General features: G+C 67.4%; 25 protein-coding genes and 1 pseudogene. 16 read left to right on the top strand and 10 right to left on the bottom strand.

Annotation, left to right across the window (positions count from 1 at the left end; genetic code table 11):
• Positions 1-13: 13 nt before the first annotated feature.
• Positions 14-1,702, bottom strand: a complete 1,689-nt coding sequence (locus tag FBR43_RS01285; RefSeq protein WP_249276390.1) for a sensor domain-containing diguanylate cyclase — start codon at positions 1,700-1,702, stop codon at positions 14-16.
• A 149-nt stretch (positions 1,703-1,851) separates the two neighbouring features.
• On the opposite strand from FBR43_RS01285, the gene FBR43_RS01280 reads away from it, so the two are divergent.
• A complete protein-coding gene (locus tag FBR43_RS01280) occupies positions 1,852-2,310 on the top strand; it encodes a hypothetical protein (RefSeq protein ID WP_136941426.1) in 459 nt (152 codons plus the stop codon).
• Positions 2,303-3,058, top strand: a complete 756-nt coding sequence (locus FBR43_RS01275) for a TorF family putative porin (protein ID WP_136941425.1) — start codon at positions 2,303-2,305, stop codon at positions 3,056-3,058. Before FBR43_RS01280 ends, FBR43_RS01275 begins: the two co-directional genes overlap by 8 nt.
• A gap of 21 nt (positions 3,059-3,079) precedes the next feature.
• Here the strand turns inward: FBR43_RS01275 and FBR43_RS01270 are convergent, their stop codons facing one another.
• Positions 3,080-3,862 (bottom strand): arginyltransferase, encoded by a 783-nt coding sequence (locus FBR43_RS01270; RefSeq protein ID WP_136941424.1) that lies wholly within the window; start codon positions 3,860-3,862, stop codon positions 3,080-3,082.
• A gap of 236 nt (positions 3,863-4,098) precedes the next feature.
• A complete protein-coding gene (locus FBR43_RS01265; RefSeq protein ID WP_136941423.1) occupies positions 4,099-5,343 on the bottom strand; it encodes a threonine ammonia-lyase in 1,245 nt (414 codons plus the stop codon).
• Positions 5,344-5,423: 80 nt separating this feature from the next.
• Between FBR43_RS01265 and FBR43_RS01260 the strand changes: the two genes are divergently transcribed.
• The 4 genes and pseudogenes from FBR43_RS01260 (at position 5,424) to FBR43_RS01245 (ending at position 9,302) form a co-directional block, all read left to right on the top strand.
• Positions 5,424-5,762 (top strand): hypothetical protein, encoded by a 339-nt coding sequence (locus FBR43_RS01260; RefSeq protein WP_136941422.1) that lies wholly within the window; start codon positions 5,424-5,426, stop codon positions 5,760-5,762.
• 16 nt (positions 5,763-5,778) lie between these two features.
• A complete protein-coding gene (locus tag FBR43_RS01255; RefSeq protein WP_136941421.1) occupies positions 5,779-6,633 on the top strand; it encodes an NAD(P)-dependent oxidoreductase in 855 nt (284 codons plus the stop codon).
• Between the two features lie 5 nt (positions 6,634-6,638).
• Positions 6,639-8,270: pseudogene (locus FBR43_RS01250) on the top strand (amidohydrolase); the annotation flags it as partial.
• Positions 8,271-8,654: 384 nt separating this feature from the next.
• Positions 8,655-9,302, top strand: a complete 648-nt coding sequence (locus FBR43_RS01245; protein WP_136941420.1) for a hypothetical protein — start codon at positions 8,655-8,657, stop codon at positions 9,300-9,302.
• Between the two features lie 323 nt (positions 9,303-9,625).
• Here the strand turns inward: FBR43_RS01245 and ctrA are convergent, their stop codons facing one another.
• Together ctrA and FBR43_RS01235 are read right to left on the bottom strand one after the other, a co-directional pair.
• Positions 9,626-10,327 (bottom strand): response regulator transcription factor CtrA, encoded by a 702-nt coding sequence (ctrA, locus tag FBR43_RS01240; RefSeq protein ID WP_136941419.1) that lies wholly within the window; start codon positions 10,325-10,327, stop codon positions 9,626-9,628.
• Positions 10,328-10,450: 123 nt separating this feature from the next.
• Positions 10,451-11,494 (bottom strand): LysR family transcriptional regulator, encoded by a 1,044-nt coding sequence (locus tag FBR43_RS01235; protein ID WP_136941418.1) that lies wholly within the window; start codon positions 11,492-11,494, stop codon positions 10,451-10,453.
• Positions 11,495-11,575: 81 nt separating this feature from the next.
• On the opposite strand from FBR43_RS01235, the gene FBR43_RS01230 reads away from it, so the two are divergent.
• From FBR43_RS01230 to FBR43_RS01220, 3 genes are read left to right on the top strand one after another with little or no spacing between them, the layout of a single operon-like run.
• Complete coding sequence (locus tag FBR43_RS01230; RefSeq protein WP_136941417.1) at positions 11,576-12,274, top strand: pirin family protein; 699 nt, start codon at positions 11,576-11,578, stop codon at positions 12,272-12,274.
• A 57-nt stretch (positions 12,275-12,331) separates the two neighbouring features.
• Positions 12,332-12,934: an NAD(P)H:quinone oxidoreductase gene (gene wrbA / locus FBR43_RS01225; protein WP_136941416.1), complete on the top strand. Its 603-nt coding sequence runs from the start codon at positions 12,332-12,334 to the stop codon at positions 12,932-12,934.
• 43 nt (positions 12,935-12,977) lie between these two features.
• A complete protein-coding gene (locus FBR43_RS01220) occupies positions 12,978-13,502 on the top strand; it encodes a DUF421 domain-containing protein (RefSeq protein ID WP_136941415.1) in 525 nt (174 codons plus the stop codon).
• A 13-nt stretch (positions 13,503-13,515) separates the two neighbouring features.
• Here the strand turns inward: FBR43_RS01220 and FBR43_RS01215 are convergent, their stop codons facing one another.
• Positions 13,516-14,313 (bottom strand): M15 family metallopeptidase, encoded by a 798-nt coding sequence (locus FBR43_RS01215; RefSeq protein WP_249276389.1) that lies wholly within the window; start codon positions 14,311-14,313, stop codon positions 13,516-13,518.
• On the opposite strand from FBR43_RS01215, the gene FBR43_RS01210 reads away from it, so the two are divergent.
• Both FBR43_RS01210 and arfB read left to right on the top strand, forming a co-directional pair.
• Positions 14,312-14,980: an RluA family pseudouridine synthase gene (locus tag FBR43_RS01210; RefSeq protein WP_136941414.1), complete on the top strand. Its 669-nt coding sequence runs from the start codon at positions 14,312-14,314 to the stop codon at positions 14,978-14,980. The genes FBR43_RS01215 and FBR43_RS01210 overlap by 2 nt on opposite strands.
• On the top strand, positions 14,973-15,380 hold the full coding sequence (gene arfB / locus FBR43_RS01205; protein ID WP_136941413.1) for an alternative ribosome rescue aminoacyl-tRNA hydrolase ArfB: 408 nt from the start codon (positions 14,973-14,975) through the stop codon (positions 15,378-15,380). The genes FBR43_RS01210 and arfB overlap by 8 nt, the downstream gene beginning before the upstream one ends.
• Positions 15,381-15,403: 23 nt before the next feature.
• Here arfB and FBR43_RS16275 read toward each other — a convergent pair whose 3' ends face one another.
• Together FBR43_RS16275 and FBR43_RS01195 are read right to left on the bottom strand one after the other, a co-directional pair.
• Positions 15,404-15,934 carry a hypothetical protein gene (locus FBR43_RS16275; RefSeq protein ID WP_212611865.1) on the bottom strand — a complete coding sequence of 177 codons (531 nt, stop codon included), beginning with the start codon at positions 15,932-15,934 and terminating at the stop codon, positions 15,404-15,406.
• A 62-nt stretch (positions 15,935-15,996) separates the two neighbouring features.
• Entirely contained in the window at positions 15,997-16,668 is a 672-nt protein-coding gene (locus tag FBR43_RS01195) for a hypothetical protein (RefSeq protein WP_169542428.1), read from the bottom strand.
• An 88-nt stretch (positions 16,669-16,756) separates the two neighbouring features.
• Between FBR43_RS01195 and FBR43_RS01190 the strand changes: the two genes are divergently transcribed.
• Both FBR43_RS01190 and FBR43_RS01185 read left to right on the top strand, forming a co-directional pair.
• Positions 16,757-17,239, top strand: a complete 483-nt coding sequence (locus tag FBR43_RS01190) for a GAF domain-containing protein (protein ID WP_136941411.1) — start codon at positions 16,757-16,759, stop codon at positions 17,237-17,239.
• Between the two features lie 117 nt (positions 17,240-17,356).
• Positions 17,357-18,511, top strand: a complete 1,155-nt coding sequence (locus FBR43_RS01185) for an RcnB family protein (protein WP_136941410.1) — start codon at positions 17,357-17,359, stop codon at positions 18,509-18,511.
• Between the two features lie 13 nt (positions 18,512-18,524).
• Here FBR43_RS01185 and FBR43_RS01180 read toward each other — a convergent pair whose 3' ends face one another.
• Together FBR43_RS01180 and FBR43_RS01175 are read right to left on the bottom strand one after the other, a co-directional pair.
• Positions 18,525-19,844, bottom strand: a complete 1,320-nt coding sequence (locus FBR43_RS01180; protein WP_136941409.1) for a M28 family metallopeptidase — start codon at positions 19,842-19,844, stop codon at positions 18,525-18,527.
• Between the two features lie 44 nt (positions 19,845-19,888).
• The gene (locus FBR43_RS01175) at positions 19,889-20,344 is read right to left on the bottom strand and encodes a universal stress protein (RefSeq protein WP_136941408.1); all 456 of its coding nucleotides are present in this window, start codon (positions 20,342-20,344) and stop codon (positions 19,889-19,891) included.
• Between the two features lie 130 nt (positions 20,345-20,474).
• Here FBR43_RS01175 and FBR43_RS01170 point away from each other — a divergent pair, with 130 nt between their 5' ends.
• From FBR43_RS01170 to FBR43_RS01160, 3 genes are read left to right on the top strand one after another with little or no spacing between them, the layout of a single operon-like run.
• Complete coding sequence (locus FBR43_RS01170; protein ID WP_136941407.1) at positions 20,475-21,797, top strand: pyruvate dehydrogenase complex dihydrolipoamide acetyltransferase; 1,323 nt, start codon at positions 20,475-20,477, stop codon at positions 21,795-21,797.
• 22 nt (positions 21,798-21,819) lie between these two features.
• Positions 21,820-22,011 carry a hypothetical protein gene (locus tag FBR43_RS01165; RefSeq protein WP_136941406.1) on the top strand — a complete coding sequence of 64 codons (192 nt, stop codon included), beginning with the start codon at positions 21,820-21,822 and terminating at the stop codon, positions 22,009-22,011.
• Positions 22,012-22,015: 4 nt separating this feature from the next.
• Entirely contained in the window at positions 22,016-22,393 is a 378-nt protein-coding gene (locus tag FBR43_RS01160; protein ID WP_169542426.1) for an acyl-CoA thioesterase, read from the top strand.
• Positions 22,394-22,398 lie beyond the last annotated feature (5 nt).

Here is a 22,398-nt window from a genome sequence, read left to right as displayed (position 1 = left end):
TCCCATAGCCCAGTCAGGCAACCGCCGCCAGCATATCCGCCGAACGAATCCGATCGCGACCCTGCGCCTTTGCCTCGAACAAGGCGCGATCGGCGCCCTGGTACAGGCGCTTCCAGTCGGCCTCGGTGGCGAGCGGACCGCTGCACAGGCCGATGCTGGCGGTAACACGCATATCGAAGGGCATCCGCGTCAGCCGCAGCCGCTCGATCAGCATATGTGGATCGAGCGTCGCGCCGCAGTCCGCCACGAGTGCGAATTCCTCGCCGCCCAGCCGCGCGACCAGCGTCGTGTCGCCCGCCGCCTGGCGCAGCGTTCGCGCGAACACCCGCAGCACCTCGTCGCCGCCGTCATGGCCGATGGCGTCGTTGACGCGCTTGAAATGGTCGATGTCGACGAGCAGCAACATCTGCCGGCCCGCGCGGCCGATCGCCCCGGCTAGGAATGCGCGGCGGTTGAGCAGGCCCGTCAGCGGATCGATCTCGGACAGGCGGCGCGATTCGACTTCCTGCGCCAGCGCGACGTCGCGCTCGTCGCTCAAAAGGCGGATGCGGTAGGCGATGGCGAGGCTCGAGAGCAACGCCTCCGCCGCCATCGCGATCAGCGTCGAATTGTCGATCCAGATGCTCCAGTCGAGCCAGTTCAGATTGTGCGCGACGCGTAGCGCCGCCATCGCCACCGGCGCTGCCCAGGCGATGGCGAACAGCCACAGATAGTCGCTCCGTGCCCGCCATGCTCGCCACAATACCAGCGGAACGAGACTTAGCAGCGCACCGAACGACAGCGTATAGGCGAGGTCGAACTCGCGCATCCACCAGTGCGAGCCCAGTGCGAAGGCGAGGCCCGCCGCCGCCAGAAGCACGATGGCCACGTCGATCGCCTTGCCGACGATGCCGGCGAACACGCGCGGCTCGAAGAAGCTGCGCACGAACCACAAGGCCGCCGCCGCGGCACCGGCAAGCGTTACGTAATTGATGCGCAGCCGGTCGTTGTTGGCGATCTTGGGCCAAAGCCATGCCAGCGCGCCCGAGGAAGAGCCCGCATAGGCCAGCAGCATCGCCACCATCAGACAATAGGCGAGCTGGAAACGGTGCCGCAGCGCACCCCACAGCGCCAGATTGTAGACGATGAGCGCGATGCACAGCCCGGCGAACAAGGCATACATCGCGCCGAGCGCCAGATTGGCGTGCGCGCTGTCGTCGTGCGACAGCAGTTCGGCGCCCATCAGGATGCCGCGCCGATTGGCCGATCCCTCGACCAGCCAGGCGAGTTTCGCAGGGGCGGCCGCGCGCAAGGGAAGCCTGAACTCGACCCGTGCACCAAGCTGGATGCGCCGCGAAATGCCGCGCTGATCGGCATCGATGCGGACCAGATGGCCGTCGGCATACAGCACGAACAGCGAGACGCTCTCCTGCCACAGACTGCCGATGCGCACCCGGTCGATCGGCTCGCTGCCCGCCGCGCGCGCCGGTACTGCCGGCGCGATCGCCCAGAAATCGCCCTCGCCGAAGCGTGTCTGCTCGGTACGGCAATCGCCGGTCAGGCGTCCGGCTGCGACATCCGCGATCGTGCCCGCCTGCGCCGGCGCGATGCACACGGGCAACAACGTGCCGATCGCGGCGTTCGCCCTTGCAGCGGCTGGCTGGCCGAGCATGGCGAGCAGCGTCGCCACCACGATCATGATGTTGCGTATCCCCGGCCCCATGCAACCCGATTAAGCGGCAAAGGCGAACAGCAGGTAAAGCATCGTTGCGCCGGCGCACATTCGCAATGGTATCGCTTGCAACCAAGGCGAGCGGTGACGATTATTCGGGCATGGACCGTCGATAACGGCGGCCGAGCAGGAGACGAACCATGCACATCCTCGCGACCGCGCTGGCATTGTCGATGCCGGCGGCGACCGACTTCGCAACGCCTATCCCGGCGACGATCGACGATGCGCTAGAGCATCGCGTCACCATCGATCATCGCGGCACCGCGATCGGCGCCATCTATCGCGCCGACGTGGCGATCGAGACCGACCAGCGCGGCATCGCGCCGCCCAGCCGGCCAAGCACGCAGCGCTGCCACTGGACCGCCAGCGTCACCGTCGCGCGTACGCTCGAAGGCAGCGGCGTCGCGGGCGAGCGCGCCATTGCGACCGACCGGACGCTCAAGGGCAGTCGGCCCGGCGCGTGCATGACGCAGCGCGGCGCGATCGAGCGCGAAGTGGCGGCGCGGACCCCCGCAGTGCGCGATCGGCTGATCGCCGCGGCCGAGGCCGATCGCAGCACGCTGCTCGCCGAACTCGAAGCGGTCGCGCCGAATGGCTGATCGCCGCTGGCGCGCGGCGCTGTGCAGTGCCGTGCTGTGCGTGACGGCAAGCGAGGCGGCGGCGCAGACCGCTGCGCGCGCGTCAGGCTCGGTCGAGGTCACGACCGATCACCGGCGGCGGGGCATCAGTTGGAGTGACGGCAAGGTCGCGCTCGATGCGATCGCGACGCTGCCGGTGACAGGCGCGCTGCGTGTCGAAGCACGCGCCACGACGCTGCGCGGCAGTCCGCGCCATGCCGGCGCCGATCTGGGGCTCGACGGATCGGCGGCCTATGTCGCCGATCTTGGCGGCGGGCTGACCGTTACGGGCGGCGTCACCGGCCATTTCTTTCCCGGCGAGCGCGAGACCTCCTATGGCGAGATCGACGCGGTGCTGGGCTATGCCATCGGCCCGGCGCAGATCGAGGGCTTTGCGCATTACGCGCCGCCGCAGGATTCGATCGGCGGCGACAATCTGTATCTTGGTGCGCGTGTTGGCGGATCGATCCCTGCGACGCCCTACAGCATCCTGGCGCATGTCGGCCGCACGACCGGCGGCACCGACGATTTCGTTCGCGCCGCGCGGCTGCGACCCGATGGCGATTATACCGACTGGGGCGTGCGCGTGGAGCGGACGGTGGGCAACGTCGCCATCGGCGTGCGCTACAGCGGCACCGATATCGCCGACGAAGTGGCCGCCGCGTCGCCCTTCGCCAACCGCGAGGATGCGGGCGATCGGCTCACCGCGCATATCGCGCTGTTCTTCTGAGGGCGGGTCCGCCGGCGACGGTCAGACGAGTTCGCGCACCCTTGCCGGCATGGCAGCGGGCCGGGCCACCGGCGCCGGCATCGGCGACCAGCCGCTGGGGCCGAGCACTTCCATCGGCTGATAGCGCATCTTGTATTCCATGCGCTGCGACCCGCGCACCCAATAGCCCAGATACACATAGCCGAGCTGCGCCTTGCGCGCGCGCTGGATGTGATCGACAATGATATAGGTGCCAAGTCCGCTGCAATCGGGCCGGTCGGCTGCGAAGAAGCTGTAGATCATTGAAAGCCCGTCGGCCTGCTGATCGGTGATGCAGGCGCCCACCAGCTCGCCGGGCCGGCCATTCTCGGAAGGCAGGCGATACTCGACGACATAGCTGCGCACCGGGCTGTGCTCGACCATGTCCGAATAGTCATGCTCGTCCATCGCCGCCATGCCGCCGCCGGGGTGGCGCGTGGCCAGATAGCGGCGCAGCAGATCGAACTGTTCCTCGGTCGCCCAGGGCCGGCAGGCGCTGATCTCGAGATTGCCGAAGCGGCGCATGAGTTTGCGCTGCGTGGCGTTGGGCGCGAACCCCTCGGCCACTACACGCACCGACACGCAGGCGGTGCATGATGGGCAGCTCGGCCGGTACGCGACCGACTGGCTGCGGCGAAAACCGATGCGACCCAGCGCGTCGTTGAGCTCACCGGCATGCTGTCCCGACAGCTCGGTGAATACCTTGCGCTCCTGCTTTCCCGGCAGATAGGGGCAGGGCGACGGGCTGGTCACGAAGAAGCGCGGAAAGCGGAAAGGTGCGGTCACGCTTCGGCGGCCCCTAGCTGATCGACCGCCCGATGCGGCCCGTGGCAGCCACTATGAAGCGGTCGATTCGTGATGAAAAGGCGCTTTACCATGAAAGAACGTTAACGCCGCGGCAGGCATTTTCGATGCGCCCGGATCGGAACGGACCGGCACGAACCGCCATAGCAAGCGACAGCCGCCGACCCCAGCGGGCGACGATTCGCTTCGGCGCGGCGCGGACTCGGCTCGGCGCGCCCTCAGGCCAGCTCGACCGGCGTTGCCTCGTATCCCGCCGCGTGCAGCGCGTTCATCAACCGGTCGAGATGCGCGCGGTCGCGTGTCTCGCACTCGATATCGGTGATGAGGCCCTTGGCGGGAAGCGTGGTGAACACGCGCTGGTGATACACCTCGATGATGTTGACGCCCTGTTCGTGGAAGATGCGCGCGACGTTGAACAGCGCGCCGGGGCGATCCTGCAACCGGATGCGCAGCCGCGCCAGCCGGCCCGATCGCGCCAGATCGCGCAGCAGCACATTGGCTAACAGCCGAGTGTCGATATTGCCGCCGCACAGCACCGTGCCGACGGTGCGCCCGCGAAACCGCTCGGGATGCGCGATCAGCGCGGCGAGGCCTGCCGAGCCGGCCCCCTCCACCACGGTCTTCTCGATCTGGAGCAGCAGGCTTACGGCTTCCTCGAGACTCCGCTCGCCGACCAGCACGATATCGTCGACCAGCGCCCCGACGATCTGCGCGGTCAGGCCACCCGGCTCCTTCACCGCGATGCCCTCGGCCAGCGTGTCGCCGCCGCAGGGCAGATCGGTGCCCTTGGTGCGGTTGTACATCGAGGGGTAGAGCTCGGCCTCGACGCCAACGACCTCGATGGCGCGCGCCTGCGCCTTGGCGACGGTGGCGATGCCCGAGATCAGCCCACCGCCGCCGATGGGCACCAGGAAGGTATCGATCGCGGGCACGTCGGCGAGCATCTCGAGCGCGATCGTGCCTTGGCCGGCGACGATGCGCGCATCGTCGAAGGGATGGACGAAGGTGTAGCCGTTCGATGCCTCGAGCTTGCGCGCATGGGCGTGCGCGGCGTCGAACGTCTCGCCCTCGAGGATCACGGTGGCGCCGTGCCCTTCGGTCTGCGTGACCTTCACCGTCGGCGTGTGCTGCGGCATGACGATGGTGACGGGAATGCCCAGCCGGTTGCCGTGATAGGCAAGGCCCTGCGCATGATTGCCCGCCGACGCGGCGATGACGCCCTTGGCGCGCGCGGCATCGTCGAGCTGGAGCAGCGTGTTGAGCGCGCCGCGTTCCTTGTAGGCCGCGGTGAACTGGAGATTCTCGAACTTCAGCCACACCTCCGCGCCGGTGAGCTGCGACAGCGTGCGGCTGTGCAGCGTCGGCGTGCGGACCACCGCGCCCGCGATGCGCTGTGCCGCCCGTTCGACATCGGCAAGGGCGACCGGCAGGTCGGCGGACGGGGGGATTGCGTGCGTGGCCATGATGGTCCGCGCCTAGCCCATCGCCGCGCCGGGGGGAACCGCCTTGCACATTGCGGCGGTGCAACCCTAGCTTGGCGACGATGCACCGCTATTTCTTCTCGTTGCGTATCGCCGGTCTCGTCATCCTGGCGGCGATCGCGGTGGCGTCGATCGACCTGTGGCTTAACGAGTTCGCCGTGGTTCACGACCCCGAAGGAAAGGTGGCGCGCGTGCTGGTCGAGCATGGCGACGGGCGTCCGCGTGCGATGCGCGAGTTCGCCGCCGGGTACTGGGCCGGCCGCCCGCGCCGCGACGGCGCGATCCGCATCGTCTGCAAATCGGGCGTCGAGGCGTCGGGCGGCTATGTCACGCCGGGGCTGCGCACCACCTATACGGTACGGCCCGACGACTGCGGCGGCGTTGCCGCGCGCGCATCCTGACCCTAAGCACGGCGCCATGGCAGAGATCGCATTCATCGGCATGGGCGTGATGGGCGCCCCGATGGCGGGGCATCTGGCGCGCGCCGGGCACGCCGTTACCGTCTACAACCGCACGCGCGCCAAGGCCGAGGCGTGGTCGGCCGCGCATGGCGGCAGCGTCGCCGCCACGCCCGCCGAGGCGGCGGTGGGGAAGGACGCGGTGATCGCCTGCGTCGGCAACGACGACGATTTGCGCGCCGTGACGCTGGGCGAAGGTGGCGCGTTCGCGGCGATGCGCGACGATGCCGTGTTCATCGACCACACCACCGTGTCGGCGCACATCGCGCGCGAACTGGCGGGCGCCCGCGCGCTCAGCGTCGACGCGCCGGTATCGGGCGGGCAGGCGGGGGCCGAGGCGGGCACGCTCGCGATCATGTGCGGCGGATCGCCCGCGGCGATGGCGGCGGCCGAGCCGATCATGGCGGCGTACGCGGCGCGCATCGTCCATGTCGGTGCGGCCGGCGCGGGGCAGCAGACCAAGATGGTCAACCAGATCGCCATCGCCGGCGTGCTCGGCGGGCTGAGCGAGGCGCTGCGCTTCGCGCAGGCGTCGGGCCTCGACCTCGATCGCGTGTTCGAGGCGGTGTCGGGCGGTGCGGCGCAGAGCTGGCAGATGGTCAATCGCTGGCAGTCGATGGCCGAGGATCGCTTCGACTTCGGCTTCGCGATCGACTGGATGCGCAAGGATCTGGGCCTCGCGCTGGAGGAAGCGCGCGCAAACGGATCGACGCTGCCGGTGACCGCGCTCGTCGATCAATTCTATGCCGAGGTGCAGAAGATGGGCGGCGCACGGCAAGACACGAGCGCGCTGGTAAGGAGATTGGCGAAGTGAAGCGTATGTTGCTGGCCGCTGCGGCCCTGTTGCTTGCCCAGCCGGCGCTTGCCGATGCGCTGATCGAGAATGTCGACGGCATGACGCTCGACGAGCGCGGGCGCGTGGTGCGCTTCACCGGCATCGTCATCGGCCGCGACGGCAAGGTGGTGAAGCTTCTCCAGCGCCGCGACAAGCGCCCCGAAAAGCTCGACTGGCGCACCGACATGAAGGGCCGCGTGCTGATTCCCGGCATGATCGATGCGCATGGCCATGTGATGGGGCTGGGCTTCCAGGCGCTGGCGCTCGACCTGTCGGACACCGCGACGTTCGAAGAGGCCAAGGCGAAGATCGCCGCCTATGCCGCGGCCAATCCCAATCGCCCGTGGATCACCGGCGGCGGCTGGAACCAGGAGAAATGGGGGCTGGGCCGCTTCCCCACCGCCGCCGAGCTCGACGCGATCGTGCCCGGCCGCCCGGTATGGCTCGAACGCGTCGACGGCCATGCCGGCTGGGCCAACAGCGCCGCATTGAAGGCCGCCGGCGTAACCGCCAAGAGCGTGTCGCCGAGCGGCGGGCGGATCGAGAAGGGCGCGGGTGGCGCGCCTTCGGGCGTGTTCGTCGATGCCGCGATGGCGCTCGTCGCCAAGGCGCTGCCCGCGCCTTCCCCGCGCGACCGCAACGCCGCGTTCCTGAAGGCGCAGGAAATCCTGCTGTCGAACGGCATCACCGCGACCGCCGACATGGGCGCCACGCTCGACGACTGGATGACCTATCGCTTCATGGGCGACCGCGACCTGCTGCGGATGCGGATCATGACCTATGCCGATTCGGTCGATACCGCGCTGCGCGTGGGCGGCAGCGGGCCGACGCCCTGGCTGTATGACGACCGGTTGCGGCTGGGCGGGGTAAAGCTGTATCTCGACGGCGCGCTCGGTTCGCGCGGGGCGTGGCTCAAGGCGCCCTATGCCGATGCGGCGGGCAATACGGGGCTGGGCTTCCAGACCGACACGCAGCTGCTCAACCAACTGAGCCGCGGCACGATGGACGGCTTCCAGTTCGCCGTCCACGCGATCGGCGACCGTGCCAACCAGCAGGTGCTCGAGGCGATCGAGGAACTGGGCGCCAGCTATCCCGGCGACCGGCGCTGGCGCATCGAACATGCGCAGATCGTCGACCCCGCCGATCTGCCGCGCTTCGGGCGCGGGGGCATCATCGCCTCGATGCAGCCCGTCCACCAGACAAGCGACCGCACGATGGCCGAGGCACGACTGGGCGATGCGCGGCTGGGCGGCGCCTATGCGTGGCGATCGATGCTGAAGAACGACGCGCGGATCGCCTTCGGATCGGACTATCCGGTCGAAAGCCCCAATCCGTTCGTCGGCTGGGCAGCAGGCTTCACGCGGCAGGGGCCTGACGGCCAGCCCTTTGGCGGCTGGCGCGCCGAGGAAGCGCTGACGCGCGAGGAGACGTGGAAGGCGTTCACCATCGACGGCGCATATGCGGGCTTCGGCGAGGACCGCTTCGGCCGGCTGGCGCCGGGCATGCGCGCCGACTTCGTCATCGTCGACCGCGACGTGAGCCAAGTGACACCCGCCGAACTGCGCGAGACGGTGGTGCTCGAGACATGGGTCGGCGGCACCAAGATGTGGGAACGCGGGCGCGGCGCCGGGGAGGTGCCGGCGGAGGTGCTGCCGACGACGACGGTGGGGCGGAGGACCGGCGGGTGCGCGAGGGGCGGTGAGGGGGGACGGGATGCTACGGAGCGTATTCTAAGAGGAATAGATGATAAACGCTGTTCGCGGGCAGTTTTGGTCCGGGCCCATAGGTCTGTGGAACTGCTAAACCGTAACGGTGGCACGAGCCACCCCGCTCGATCGAAGAACGCCGCAAACGCTATTTCGAATGAGACTCCTTGCCGTCCTTCTTGCTAGCCTTTTGCGGCTTGGGGAGTGGCAAGCATATCCCGCAGCGCTGCCTGTCGACGGGTCGCCGTTTCCGCTTCGGAATAGGTGTCATCGCCAATATGGTCTATTTTCGCCATGGAAACCTCAAATAAAAACCCGGTGCATCTTTATGCAGCAATCGGCCGGGTGACTACCACCGGCGGTGACATCGACGATCGACTGGCCTTTCTTCTAGGGAATCTACTTTCCCCAAATCCTGGAGGCACCGTTGATGTTTCATTCGCCAGCGTGATTATCTTCAGTGCAAAAAGCATGGATCAGCGCCGAGAAATTATCCTGAAAAGTTTTCACCTCCGCTTCCGCTCTATGCTCGAGGCCAAGCCAAACCAGAATCAGCGACGCGCAGCCGACTTTGTCGAGAAGATGTTGAAATCGGTGTTCGCCAAATTGAATCAAGATAAGTGGCTGCGGAACCTAGCCGCCCACGGTACGGTACTCAGCTTTCCTGATGGAAGCTGTCGTCTTCGCCCATCGTTTATTGATTTTGACGGTATGGATCGCTTGGCAAAGCGGACTCCACAGTATGCAACAGGCTTAACTGCAATCGAAATCGAGTCTGAATTGAACAAATATGGGGCGGCTGTGGACAATCTTATGACCTTAAGCATGATCGTTGCGGCCCTTGCATCTCAGCCACCACACTCAAGAGAGTTTCTTGAGCCAGCAAACGCATTAGCTCAGCGTTTAGGGCAGCGTAGCATTCGTCTGCGAGACCCGAGCTAAGGGCCGCCAATGAGACAGAAGTGTCAAAAGAGGGGTACGCCAAAACAGCCCGGAACATCTCAGGGTTAAGACCAGTTCCTACGTATCGGTAGTGATTTCTTCGAGGTATTTCTCAATCCGCTAACTCAAATATATCATTTCCTTAATTTGCGTCAGCATAATCCAGATGCTCCGAAGCGTAAGTGGGCTATATAGAGTACCACGAATATTTCGGATTAACACGAAGATATTTCGCTGGTGACAAAAACCCCAAACGAAAACCGGCCGCAGCTTCCCCCGAAGCTGCGGCCGGTACGCGTTACAGCCCCCGCTGTAGGTGAAACTCAGGCGACCGCGGCCTCGCGGACTTCCTCGGGATCGCGTAGCACGTAGCCGCGGCCCCAAACGGTCTCGATATAGTTCTCGCCGTCGGTCGCCATGCTCAGCTTCTTGCGCAGCTTGCAGATGAACACGTCGATGATCTTGAGCTCGGGCTCGTCCATGCCGCCATAAAGGTGGTTGAGGAACATTTCCTTGGTCAGCGTGGTGCCCTTGCGCAGCGAAAGCAGCTCGAGCATCGCATATTCCTTGCCCGTCAGGTGGACGCGGGCATTGTCGACCTCGACGGTCTTGGCATCGAGATTGACCGCGAGCTTGCCCGTCTTGATGACCGACTGGCTGTGCCCCTTCGAGCGGCGGACGACGGCGTGGATGCGCGCCACCAGTTCCTCGCGGTGGAAGGGCTTGGTCACGTAATCGTCGGCGCCGAAGCCGAAGCTGCGCACCTTCGAATCCATCTCGCTGATGCCCGAAAGGATCAGCACCGGCGTCTGCACGCGTGCGACGCGCAGCTTCTTGAGCACGTCGTAGCCGTGCATGTCGGGCAGGTTGAGGTCGAGCAGGATGATGTCGTAATCATAGAGCTTGCCGAGATCGAGGCCCTCTTCGCCAAGATCGGTGGTGTAGATGTTGAACCCCTCGGTCGTGAGCATCAGCTCGATCGCCTTGGCAGTCGTCGGCTCGTCCTCGATCAATAGTACGCGCATGCTCTCGATCCCCCCGTCGCCGGTTGCCGCCGCATCCACCCCCTGTCGGTGCACATGGCGTTGGGCCAATTCATTAACCTAAGCACGTCTGAAGGCAAAAGGTTAATTTCTTCCTAACCGGCTTTAGTCCACGAGTCGTTGGGATTTATCGAGTGCGGTTCCAGCCCGCTCCCCCTCCCGGCCCCCCATCAGGATATCTTGTGGGCGGCCGGGAGGGGGAGCGGGCAGGTGCCGTCTGAAATCCGCTCTTTCGCGGATTTCAACAGCTAGTTGGCACACGTTGCGCAGCCGCTGTGAGAGGAAATCGATCAGCGCCTCGACGCGCGCGGGCCGCCTGGCGCTGGGCGGCGTCACGAGATGCAGCGCGACGGGCGGCGGGCTCCAGCCGGCGAACAGCGGCACCAGCGTACCGTCGGCCAGATCACGGTCGACGATGAAGGCGGGGAGCATCGCGATGCCGAGCCCGCTGCGCAGCGCCGGCAGCATCGCCTCGCCATTGTCTACCGCGAAGGGGCCGTCGACGCGCACTGCCGCGCTCTCGCCATCGGCGCGGCGATATTGCCAAGTCGCGGCGCGGACGTTGGTGTAGCTGAAACAGGCATGGTCGGCGAGCTGCGCGGGATGCGCCGGCGTGCCCGCGCGCGCCAGATAGGCCGGCGCCGCAACGGTGTGCACCGGAATGTCCGACAGGCGGCGCGCGCGCATCGAACTGTCGGGAAGGTCGGCGATGCGCAGCGCGATGTCGATCGCCTCGGCGACGATATCGACGCGCGCGTCGGACAGCGACAGGTCGATACGGATCGCCGGGTGCGCGGCGAGGAACTCGGCGACGACGGGGGCGACATGGCGTACGCCGAAGCTCATGGGGGCCGCGACACGCACGAGCCCCGCGGGCGCCTGCGCGCCTTCGAGCGCGGCTTCCTCGGCCGCCACGCCTTCACCCAGGATGCGCTGCGCGTGATCGGCGAGCGCCTTGCCGCTGCTGGTAAGCGTCAGCCGGCGCGAGGTGCGGTGGAACAGGGCGGTGCCGAGCCGCGCTTCGAGCCGGGTGATCGCTTTCGACACCGTCGCCTTGCTCACGCCGATCGCGCTGGCGGCGCCGCTGAAGCTGCGATGTTCGACTACGCTTGCGAAGATCGCCCAGGCTTCGAAATCGGGTAGCTGCATGGCGAAACGATCCGTTTCCACAGTTTCCATTTACGCGCCGATCGTGCCGCCTATCTTGATGCCAAGCAAGTGGAGGTTCCCATGATCGACAAGCGTTCGTTCGAAAGCCTCGGCCATGCCGAGCATGGCTGGCTCAATGCCCGCCATCATTTCAGCTTCGCCAATTACTATGATCCGGCACGCATGGGCTGGGGCGCCATCCGCGTGTGGAACGACGACGAGATCGCCGCCAACAGCGGCTTCCCGCCCCACCCGCATCGCGACATGGAGATCATCACCTATGTCCGCTCGGGCGCGATCACGCACAAGGACTCGATGGGCAATGAAGGCCGCACGGCGGCCGGCGACGTGCAGGTGATGTCGGCGGGCACCGGCGTGCGCCACGCCGAATATAATCTCGAGCCCGAAACGACGACCTTGTTCCAGATTTGGATCGAACCCCGGACCAAGGGCGGCGCGCCGAGCTGGGGCGCCAAGCCCTTCCCGCGCGACGACCGCGCCGGGCGGCTGGTGACGCTGGCGAGCGGGTATGACGAGGATGTCGATACGCTGCGCATCCGCGCCGATGCCCGCGTGATGGGTGCTACGCTGAAGGCGGGAGAGGAAGTGCGCCACAGCGTCGGCGCGGGTCGCCACGCGTATCTTGTGCCGGCGAAGGGCGCGATCGAGGTCAATGGCGAGCGTGTGAACGCACGCGATGGCGCGGCGCTCACCGGCGACAAGACCTATGTCATCCGCGCGGTCGACGACGCCGAGATCGTGCTCGTCGACGCCGAATAATCACGTCGCCGCGCGGCGCCTGACGGTGTCGCGCGGCGCTCAGCCCGGAGCTTTGTCATGGCAAAAATCCTTGTCCTTTATTATTCGTCGTACGGCCATATGTCGACGATGGCCGATGCGGCCGCCGAAGGCGCGCGCGCCGGCGGCGCCGAAGTAGACGTGCTGCGCGTGCCCGAAACCGCACCCGCCGAGGTAGCCAAGGCGGCTGGGTTCAAGGACGATCACACGCACCCGCTGATCGACAGCGTCGATCGCCTCGCCGACTATGACGGCATCGTCTTCGGCAGCCCTACGCGCTTCGGCCGCATGTCGAGCCAGATGGCGAGCTTTCTCGATCAGGCGGGCGGGCTGTGGTTCCGCGGCGCGCTCAACGGCAAGGTGGGCGCCGCGTTCACTTCAACCGCGAGCCAGCATGGCGGGCAGGAGACGACGCTGTTCTCGCTCATCACCAACATGCTGCATTTCGGCATGGCGGTGGTCGGACTCGATTATGGCTTCGACGGCCAGAACGGCGTCGACGAGGTGAAGGGCGGAAGCCCCTATGGCGCCACGACGATCGCCGGCGCCGACGGCAGCCGCATGCCAAGCGCGGTCGATCTCGACGGCGCACGCTACATGGGCAGGCGGGTTGCCGAAACGGCAGCGAAGCTGGCGGGGTAAGGGCGCATTGGTGATGGCGCGCATCGTCCCCTAGAGGGGGGCGATGTTCGCGCTGCCCGAGTCGTTCGATCTGATGGTGCGCGTAGCCGTGCTGCCCGTCGTGGCGCTTGCCGCGATCGCGCTCATGGTGCGTGCGGTGGGATTGCGCACGCTGTCGAAGATGACCGCGATCGACTTCGTCGTCACGCTGGCGACGGGATCGTTGCTGGCTTCGGCTGCCACGGCAACGGGCTGGACAGCGTATCTCCAGGCACTGGGGGCGATCGTTGCGCTCAATCTCGCGCAGTTCGGCTATGCGCGGGCGCGGCAGCGCAGCGACAGGTTTCGCCAGGCGACCGAGAATGCGCCGCTATTGCTGATGCGTGACGGCGAGATGTTCGACGCCGCGCTCGCTGCGGGCCGCATCGCGCGTGCGGATATCATGGCCAAGCTGCGCGAGGCAGGCATCGCCGCGCCTGAACAGGTCGCCCTGATGGTGCTTGAGCCCACCGGCGACATCTCGATCACCCCACACGGCGACCATGCGCCAGGCGCCGCGGTGCTCCACGGCGTGCGCGACGTCGGCTGAGCCGCGACAAGCGTCAGCGCGGCAGCATCGGCGCTGCCGGGAACAGCGTATTCGCCCGCGCAAATACGCGCCGTGCGGGGAGGGCACCGGGCACGGCCTTGCCACTGCCTACCCAGCGCCAATGCCACGGCTCCCACTTCACCTGCTGCTTGTTGCCCGCGGGGAACGACAATTCGAAGCCGTAGCGCGGCGCGTTGGCGAGCAGCCATTTGCCTACCGGTGTCGCGGCGAAGCACGCATCGGCATCGGGACAGCCACCGCCATCGCGCGTGCCGAAGTCGATGACATAGCCTGTCGCGTGTTCGCTGTGTCCCGGTGGCGCCGATGCCCAGGCACGATCGCGAAACCCCTGCGTGCGGCCCGAGGCGATGCCGCCGCAGAATGTCTGCGCCTGCAACGGCACGCTGCGATGACAAGAGACCGCGCGCAGCTGCCCGGCGACCGTAGGATCGACGTTCGACGCGGCGATTAGCCGTTCGAGATCGGGCAGCATCGCCGGATGGACGCGGCAGGTGTCGTCGCCGAGCGCGGCCGGGGCGGGCACGAGTGTTGTCGCGGGCGTTTCGGGATAGGGAAAATGACCGAGCAGCCGCCCATCCGGGCCGGGGGCGACCATTCCGCGATCGCACAGCGCAACGGGCGCGCGGCGCGGCAGCGCAGGTACGACGACGGGCGGCGGCGTGATCGCGATGGTTATTGGCGCCGGGGCGGGCGCCGGTGCCGGCGGGGCGTGCGCGGGCGTCGCGCAGCTTGCCAGTGCCGCGAGCATCCCCCCTCCCGTTGTCACGCGCGCCATGCTAGGTGCGGCCATGCTCCATGATCGTGTCCTGTTCATCGATGGCGAGGCGCTGATCGTCGACAAGCCCGCCGGGCTGCCCGTCGACACGCCGCGCGATCGCTCGGCGAGCGTCGAATCGATGGTCGGCGAGTTGCTGTTCGGCTTCAAGCGTCCTCCCTCGCCGGTCCACCGGCTCGACCGCGACACCAGCGGATGCCTGCTCCTGTCGCGCAACCCCAAGGCGCACAAGCGGTTCCATCAGGCGTTCGAGGCGGGCGTGGTGGCGAAACGCTATGTCGCAGTTCTCGACGGAATGCCGCAGGCGTCGGCCGGGACGATCGACATGGCGCTCGGCAAGACGAGTAGCGCCGAGGCAGGCTGGCGCATCGTGCCGCAGGCGAACGGCAAGCGCGCAGTGACGCATTGGGAGGTTCTGGGCGAGGCGGGCGGCCGCGCGCTGGTGGCGTTCCGCCCCGAGACCGGGCGGACACACCAGATCCGCGTGCATGCCGCGAGCGGGCTTGGCCTGCCAATCGTTGGCGACCCCGTTTACGGAAAGGGCGGCGCGACGATCATGCTGCTGCACGCCCAGCGCCTGTCGCTGCCGCGCGACGGCAAGCCGCCGGCCGAAGCCGAGGCGCCGCTGCCGCCGCGCTTCGCCGCTGCCGGCTTCGGCGATGCCGGATCGGACCATGGCTGACGTGCCGCTGCCCGAAGCCGCGATCGTCGAGGAACGCTTTCTCGCCGCAACCGGCCCCGGCGGCCAGAACGTCAACAAGGTGGCGACCGCGGTGCAATTGCGCATCGACGTGTTCGCACTCGGTCTTGCGCCTTATGCCTATGCGCGCCTCAAGGAGCTGGCCGGCTCGCGGATGACCGCCGGTGGCGAACTGTTGATCGTCGCCCGCCGCTTCCGCACGCAGGACGCCAACCGCACTGATGCCCGCGAACGCGCCGCCGAGCTCATCGCCCGCGCGAAACAGCGCGACGCCCGCCGCATCGCCACCAAGCCCGGCCGCGCCGCCAAGGCACGGCGCGTGGACGCGAAGAAGAGTCGCGCGGCAGTGAAGGCGGGGCGGGGGCGGGTGTCGGTTGATTGAGGGGGGCGGTACCGGCCTTTTGTCTAATTTACACCCAAGAAGCGATCATCCTCGTCGAAACGACAGGTGAAGAACTGGGTGCGCGTGCCGTTCTCGAACCAGCCCTGCGTCAGCGATCCGGTACGCTGGCGGATCGGCGCATTGACCGTAATCTCGCTCGGGCGCCGGTCCCAACGCGACGCAGCCTCGCTTCGGCATCGCTGCGAGAGATCATATGGCGCCGCCATGCCCGATCTGCGCACATCGCGATCGCGGCGCTCGGCTGGCATCGCTGCGCGCTGGCGGCAATCGGGCGCGGGCGAAAGGGTGATCGAATCGTACCGCCCATTCATCGTTGCAATCGTCACGCACTGCCGCCGATCGGCATTCCACCAATAGGTATAGCTGCGATCGTCGCCCCGCTGCCCGCCGGCGGATCGATAGCCGCGGCGCTGCAGCTCTGCTTCGGCTTGACCGGCGCGTGCGCCCACCATGTCGCGCAGATCGCGAGGGGTATCCTGCGCGGAGGCCGGCGCCGCCAGCATGGACATCAGCAACACGCAGACTCGCTTCATGTCGGTCTCCCGTCGGCATACGCACTATAGCACGGGTGGAACGTCACCTCCACGTACCGGCTTTACCGCGTGAACAGGAAGCCAATCGCGATCATCAGCAGCAATGCTTCCACTATTGCCCATGCCACGTTGCCGATCGCGCGCGGATAGCCGACGCCCCGACGATCGGCGAACCAACGCGTCTCGGTCACGCTGAAGTAAAGGACGCTCAGCGCAATTAGCGCCATGCCGAGCATATGGGTGGCGGTGTCCGCCATACCGGCAAAACTGGTGCCGAGGCTGAGGCCGAGCGCGAAGATCGCGACGGGATAGCATTGTTCGTAGAATGGCAGCCGCAGCCTCAGGCGGCTCAGCGGCGCCCGCCGGCTGCGCACCAGGCGCGCCGCCAGGCACAGCGCGAAGCTGGCGAACACCACCACGCGCAGCACCAGCGCAGTCGTCGTGTCGTTGATGAGGCTTGCCAACCCATCGGTGTTGGCGATGATCGCATCGGTCTGGCCCAATGCCATCGCGGTGGCGTGCGCCAGTAGCAGCGCAAGAGCCAGGAAAAGCGGCGGGCTGAGCAGCGAGGCATATTGCTGGTCTTCGGGAAGCGCCTGCTGCCGGTCGACCTCGTCCATCAGCGTCAGCGGCCGAACGGCAGCGCGCCACAACGTGATCGGAAAGAACAGCAGCCAGCTCATGACTTCGTAGAGAAGCTCGTCGAGCGAATTGAGCCACTTCATGAAGTCCATGAGGCATCATGAATGGCGGGGCGCTACGTCGCAATAGGTGTTCCCGACCCACTTCCCGGACGCCATCCGCGCGCCTACATCGCCGGCCATGTACGCATTCGACATCGCTAACACCGACAAGCGCGAGCTCTATCGCGATCTCCTCTCCGCGCTCGACGCGCTGACCGCCGGCGAGGCCGACGCCATCGCCAACATGGCCAATGCCGCCGCGCTGATCGGGCAGTATCTGGACGATCTCAACTGGTCGGGCTTCTATCGCAATGTCGGCGGCGAGCTCGTGCTCGGGCCTTTTCAAGGCAAGGCGGCGTGCATACGCATTCCCTTCGGCAAGGGCGTGTGCGGCACCGCGGCGGCGACGCGCGCGACGCAGCTCGTCGAGGACGTCCACGCCTTTCCGGGGCACATCGCCTGCGATGCCGCCAGCCGTTCCGAACTGGTGGTGCCGATCGTCCATGACGGCGTGCTGATTGGCGTGCTCGACCTCGACAGCCCCAGCCCGGCGCGCTTCGACGCCGAGGATGCCGCGGGCTGCGAGGCGCTGATGGCGGTGCTCGCGCCGCGCATCGCCTGACCCGAAACGGGACGCGGCGCGACGATCTCGCGATTCGCGACTCATCTGCGCATCGGTTAAGAAACCCTGAACGCGTCCTGCCGTTTGGCAGGGGGTAACAGGGCAGGAGCCGGAACGATGCAGACGCTTTTCCTCACCGCGCTGGCGCTCGGCGCCGCGCCCGCCGCCATGGATGCGGCCGATGGCCAGCGCGGCATGCGCACGCCTTCGATGCAGCGGATGCAGACGATGCATCGCGGGCATGTCCGCCCCGGCCAGCCGATGCGCTGGACGCGCTGGGGGCAGCGCTTCAACGGACGCTGGCATGGCGGCTGGCGCGCGCCGGGCGGCTGGGCGGCGTATCGCGCGCCCGTGCGCGGCTGGGTTATGCCGCAATATTGGGTGGCGCCGAGTTTCTACATCGCCGATTTTGCCAGCTTCGGTCTGGCTGCCCCCGGCTATGGCCAGAACTGGTATCGCTATTATGACGATGCCGTGCTGATCGATCAGCAGGGCCGCGTGATCGATTCGGTCAGCGGCATCGAATGGAACCGCGAGGACGCCTATTGGGACTATCCCGGCGACTATAGCGAGCAGGACTATGCCAGCCGCTACGACAACGGCCGCTATTATTTCGACGAGGGCTATGCTGCGGCAACCGCGCCGCCCCCTCCGCCGCCTTCGCGCAGCGGCACCACCACGGGTGCTGTCGTCGGCGGGGCGGTGGGCGCCATCGCTGGCGGCGCGATCGCGGGTCCGGGCAACCGGCTGCCCGGCGCGCTGATCGGCGGCGGTGCGGGCGCGATCGCGGGTGCCGCGATCGGCAGCGCGCAGGATCGCCGCCGCGCGGCGGCGCCGCCGCCGCCCGCTTATGCAGGTCCGCCGCCGCAGCACCATGCCGGCCCGCCGCCCGCCCCGCAGGTCGCGTGGGGCGATCGGCGCGAGGTCGTGCAGCCGCTGCCGGGGGACCGCATCGATCATGCCGAGCTGGCGACGCCGTACGACGGCGGGCATGGCGCCGACTATCGGTATGAGGAGCGGCACGTCACGCATCATGCGCCGCAGCAGGCGTGGGTGCACCATGGCGCGCCGCAGCCGCACGCCTATCACAGCGCGCCGCCGGTCCAGTGCAGCCATTCGTGCAGCACCGTCGTCACGCAGCCGGGCTATGTTGCGGGCGGCTGGTATTATCCGCCCGTCACCACCACCACGGTGACGATCAGCTATCCCGCCACCAGCCACGTGACGCATCATTATGCGCCGCGCCACGGAAAGGCGCTGCGCCGCCGCTGAGGTCGCGCCTGACCTATCGCGTCGTCGAGCCGGGCACCGTTTGCGGAACGGTCCGGCCGGCGAACGCGACGAGGCTCTCGCTGCCGTCTTCGGCGAGCGCCGACACGCCGAAGAAATGATCGTCGACGATCACGTTCTTCAGGACGATGCTGGTCGCGCCCGCGGCGACGTCGCGGTGATCGGTCCAGTCCTGCTCATCGTTGCGCCGCCAATGGATGCGATAGCCGGCAGCGCCCGGCACCGACGCCCACTGCACGGTCGAATCGGTACTCACCGCACCGTCGACGCTGACGCCGGTGGGTGCCGACGGCGCATCGGCCAGCCGACGCGCCACCGCGATATTGATGGCGGTGACTTTGGCGGCATAATCGAAGTCCATCTTGTCGATGGTGTCGCCATAGACGCGACCGTTCTCGGTGCGCAGATCCTGGTGCTGCTGATCGTAATTCTCCGCCGCCACGGTGAAGCGCACGGCTGGATAGCCCAGCCGCAGAAACGCCTCGTGATCGCCGCCGCGGCCGAAGCGGTCGGGCCGGCGCACCGCGAACACCTCGAGCGCGCCGGGCATTGCTGCCGCGGTCTGGCGGATCGCCTTGGCGAGCGCGCGGCTCGGGCCGTCATCCTCGCCGCCCTCGCCACGCCGCCGGCGATGCTCCTCGAGCGTTTCGGACCAGCGGATGCCTTCGGAAAACACGCGCACGCGATCGGCGATGCGCACGCCGTTCTGGCCGACGGTGTTGCCCACCATGTCGTTCGAGAGCACCGCATCGACCGTCCAGCCGCGCTCGCGAGCCGTCTCGGCAAGCAGCGTGGCGCCCCAAAGCCCCTGTTCCTCGCCCGACAGCGCGCCATAGACGATGGTGGCGCGGTGCTGCTGCTTCGACAATGCGCGCGCGACCTCGAGCAGCAGCGCCACGCCCGATGCATCGTCATTGGCGCCGGGCGCATCGCCCGACGCGTCCATCACATCGCTGTTGCGGCTGTCGAGATGCGCGACGAGGATCACCACACGGTTCGGCTCGCTGCCCTTCTGCACGCCGAGCACGTCGACGATCTCGAGCCCGTTCGGCGCGCGCGGGCCGGAGAAGCTGCGCGCGATCGTCTCGGTCGTCAGGCAGCCGCGACAGTCGCGGCCGATCCGGTCGAACGCGCCCTGCACCCATTTGCGTGCCGCGCCGATACCGCGCTTCGGGTCGGTCGTGGTCGATGCCGAATGACGCGTGCCGAAGCCCACCATCGTCTGCACGTCGGCGCGCAGCCGCTGTGGCGAGGGAGCGTCCTGCGCGGCGGCAGGGGTGGCGAGCAGCAGCGAAGCGGTGAGGGTGATGCGCATGGCGCCAGCGTGGCGGTGCCGGCCTGGCTTGGCAAGCGAGCTTCTCAGCTCAGCCGGTCGATCGCATCGCGGTCGAGGCTGCCGGGAACGATCATCAGCGGCACCGGCAGCGCGCCGGCATCCGCCCCGGCGAAATGGCTGACGAGCGGGCCCGGCGGGCCGCTCGCCGCCGCGCCGAGCACCAGCGCGGCGATGTCGGGATTGGCGGCTATCATCTCGCGGACGATCTTCGGGCCTTCGCCCTGGCGCACGGTGATCGAGGGTTTCAGCCCCGATTCGCTCAGCAGCGTGCCCGCCGCGCCCGTCACCAGTGCCTCGGCGCGCTGGTGCGCCTCGTCCTCGATTGTCGCCATCACGCCGCCCCACTGGACGAAATCGGGCGTGGGGATGAGCGCGAGGATTTCGACGCTGCCGCCGGTCTTCACCGCGCGACGTGCGGCGAAGCGCATCGCGATCTCGGCTTCCGGGCTCTCGTCGATCACTACCAGATAGGTGCGCATGGCCGTTGCTCTCCCCCGCACGCGAAGGTGGCGCGCCGCGCACCTGCGCGCAACCCCGTCCCCTTGACCCGGCCGGGACACATGGCGATGGAGAGGCGTTCCAGCGCCAACCAGTCCTTCGGGGAAGCCCATGCCGATCGAACTCAAGATGCCTGCCCTCTCGCCCACCATGGAGGAAGGCACGCTGGCCAAATGGCTGGTGAAGGAAGGCGACAGCGTGAAATCGGGCGATCTGCTCGCCGAAATCGAGACCGACAAGGCGACGATGGAGTTCGAGGCGGTCGACGAGGGGACGATCGCAAAGATCATGGTGGCCGAAGGCACCGATGGGGTGAAAGTCGGCACCGTCATCGCGATGCTTGCCGAAGAGGGCGAGGATGCCGGTGCGGTCGAGGCACCGACGAAGACCGCGAGCGACGCGCCGCCCAAGGCCGACAGCGCGCCCAAGGCCGATGCCGATGCCGCGCGCAAGGACGAGGTAAAGGCCGAGAAGGAATCGCCGGCCTCGCAGCCCGCCGCCGTCGCGAAGCAGGATGACGGTGCGCGCGTCAAGGCCAGCCCGCTTGCACGTCGCATTGCGGCCGAAAAGGGCGTCGATCTCGCGAGCGTCGAGGGCTCTGGTCCCAACGGTCGTATCGTCAAGGCCGATCTCGAGGGTGCGAAGTCGTCGGCTGCCAAGGCGCCCGCAACCGCTTCGACGGCGAGCGCGCCCGAGGCCGCGCCTGCGCCCACCAAGCCGTCCGCCGTGTGGTTCGACGACAGCATCCCGCACGAAGTCTCAAAGCTGTCGAACATGCGCAAGACGATCGCGCGCCGCCTGACCGAGGCCAAGCAGACCGTCCCGCACATCTACCTGACCGTCGACGTGCGGCTGGATGCGCTGCTCAAGCTGCGCGGCGAGCTCAACAAGGGGCTCGAGAGCCGCGGTGTGAAGCTCAGCGTCAACGATCTGCTCATCAAGGCGCTCGGCGTGGCGCTGGAAGCGACGCCCAAGTGCAACGTCACGTTCCTGGGCGACCAGCTGGTGAGCTACCACCGTGCCGACGTGTCGGTCGCGGTATCGACGCCCTCGGGCCTCATCACGCCGATCATCCGCGATGCCGCCGCCAAGTCGCTGTCGAAGATTTCGACCGAGATGAAGGAGCTGGCGGGGCTGGCCAAGGACAACAAGCTCAAGCCCGAGCAATATCAGGGCGGCACCGCCTCGATCAGCAACATGGGCATGTTCGGCATCAAGCAGTTCGATGCCGTCATCAATCCGCCGCAGGGCATGATCCTGGCGGTGGGCGCGGGCGAGAAGCGCCCCTTCGTGATCGACGATGCGCTGGGCGTGGCGACGGTCATGTCGGCGACGGGCAGCTTCGATCATCGCGCGATCGACGGCGCCGACGGCGCGCAGCTGATGAAGCTGTTCCGCGAGCTGGTCGAAAGCCCGCTCGCGATGATCGCGTGAGGGCAGGGCGCCGGCGGTGCGCGTGCTCGTCGAGCTAGTGTATATCGCGCTGGGGCTGGCGGCTGCATGGGCGATCGGCGCGCTCGCCGAATGGGCATATCCGATCGGTCGCGATTCGATCCGGATCGTCACGGCGGCGGCGATGGGCGTGGTGATCGTGCTCGGCGTGCGTCCGCTCGTAGCGGCGTGGCGGGGCCGGTCGCCGCATGGTTGAGGAAATGAGCATTCCGCCCGAGGGCCAGCCGGCGATCCGCGTGACGACGATGCCCGCCGACGCCAATGCCTATGGCGACATTTTCGGCGGCTGGCTGATGAGCCAGATGGACATGGCCGCCGGCCTCGTCGCCGCGCGCTATTCGAAGGGCCGGGCGGTGACGATCGCGATGGACGGTATGGTGTTCCACGCGCCCGTGGCGGTGGGCGACGAGGTTTCGGTCTATGCCGATCTGGTGAAGGTCGGGCGCACCTCGATGACGATCGCAGTCGAGGCATGGCGCCGCGACCGGCACCAGGAGGAGCAGTGCCGCGTCACGCAGGCGCGCTTCGTGTTCGTCGCGATCGACGAGGCCAAGCGGCCGCGGGCGATCGGAGCCTAAGTCGT

The organism is Sphingomonas baiyangensis, assembly GCF_005144715.1.
Classification (GTDB): Bacteria; Pseudomonadota; Alphaproteobacteria; order Sphingomonadales; family Sphingomonadaceae; genus Sphingomonas; species Sphingomonas baiyangensis.
This window is presented reverse-complemented; position numbering and strand designations above follow the sequence as displayed.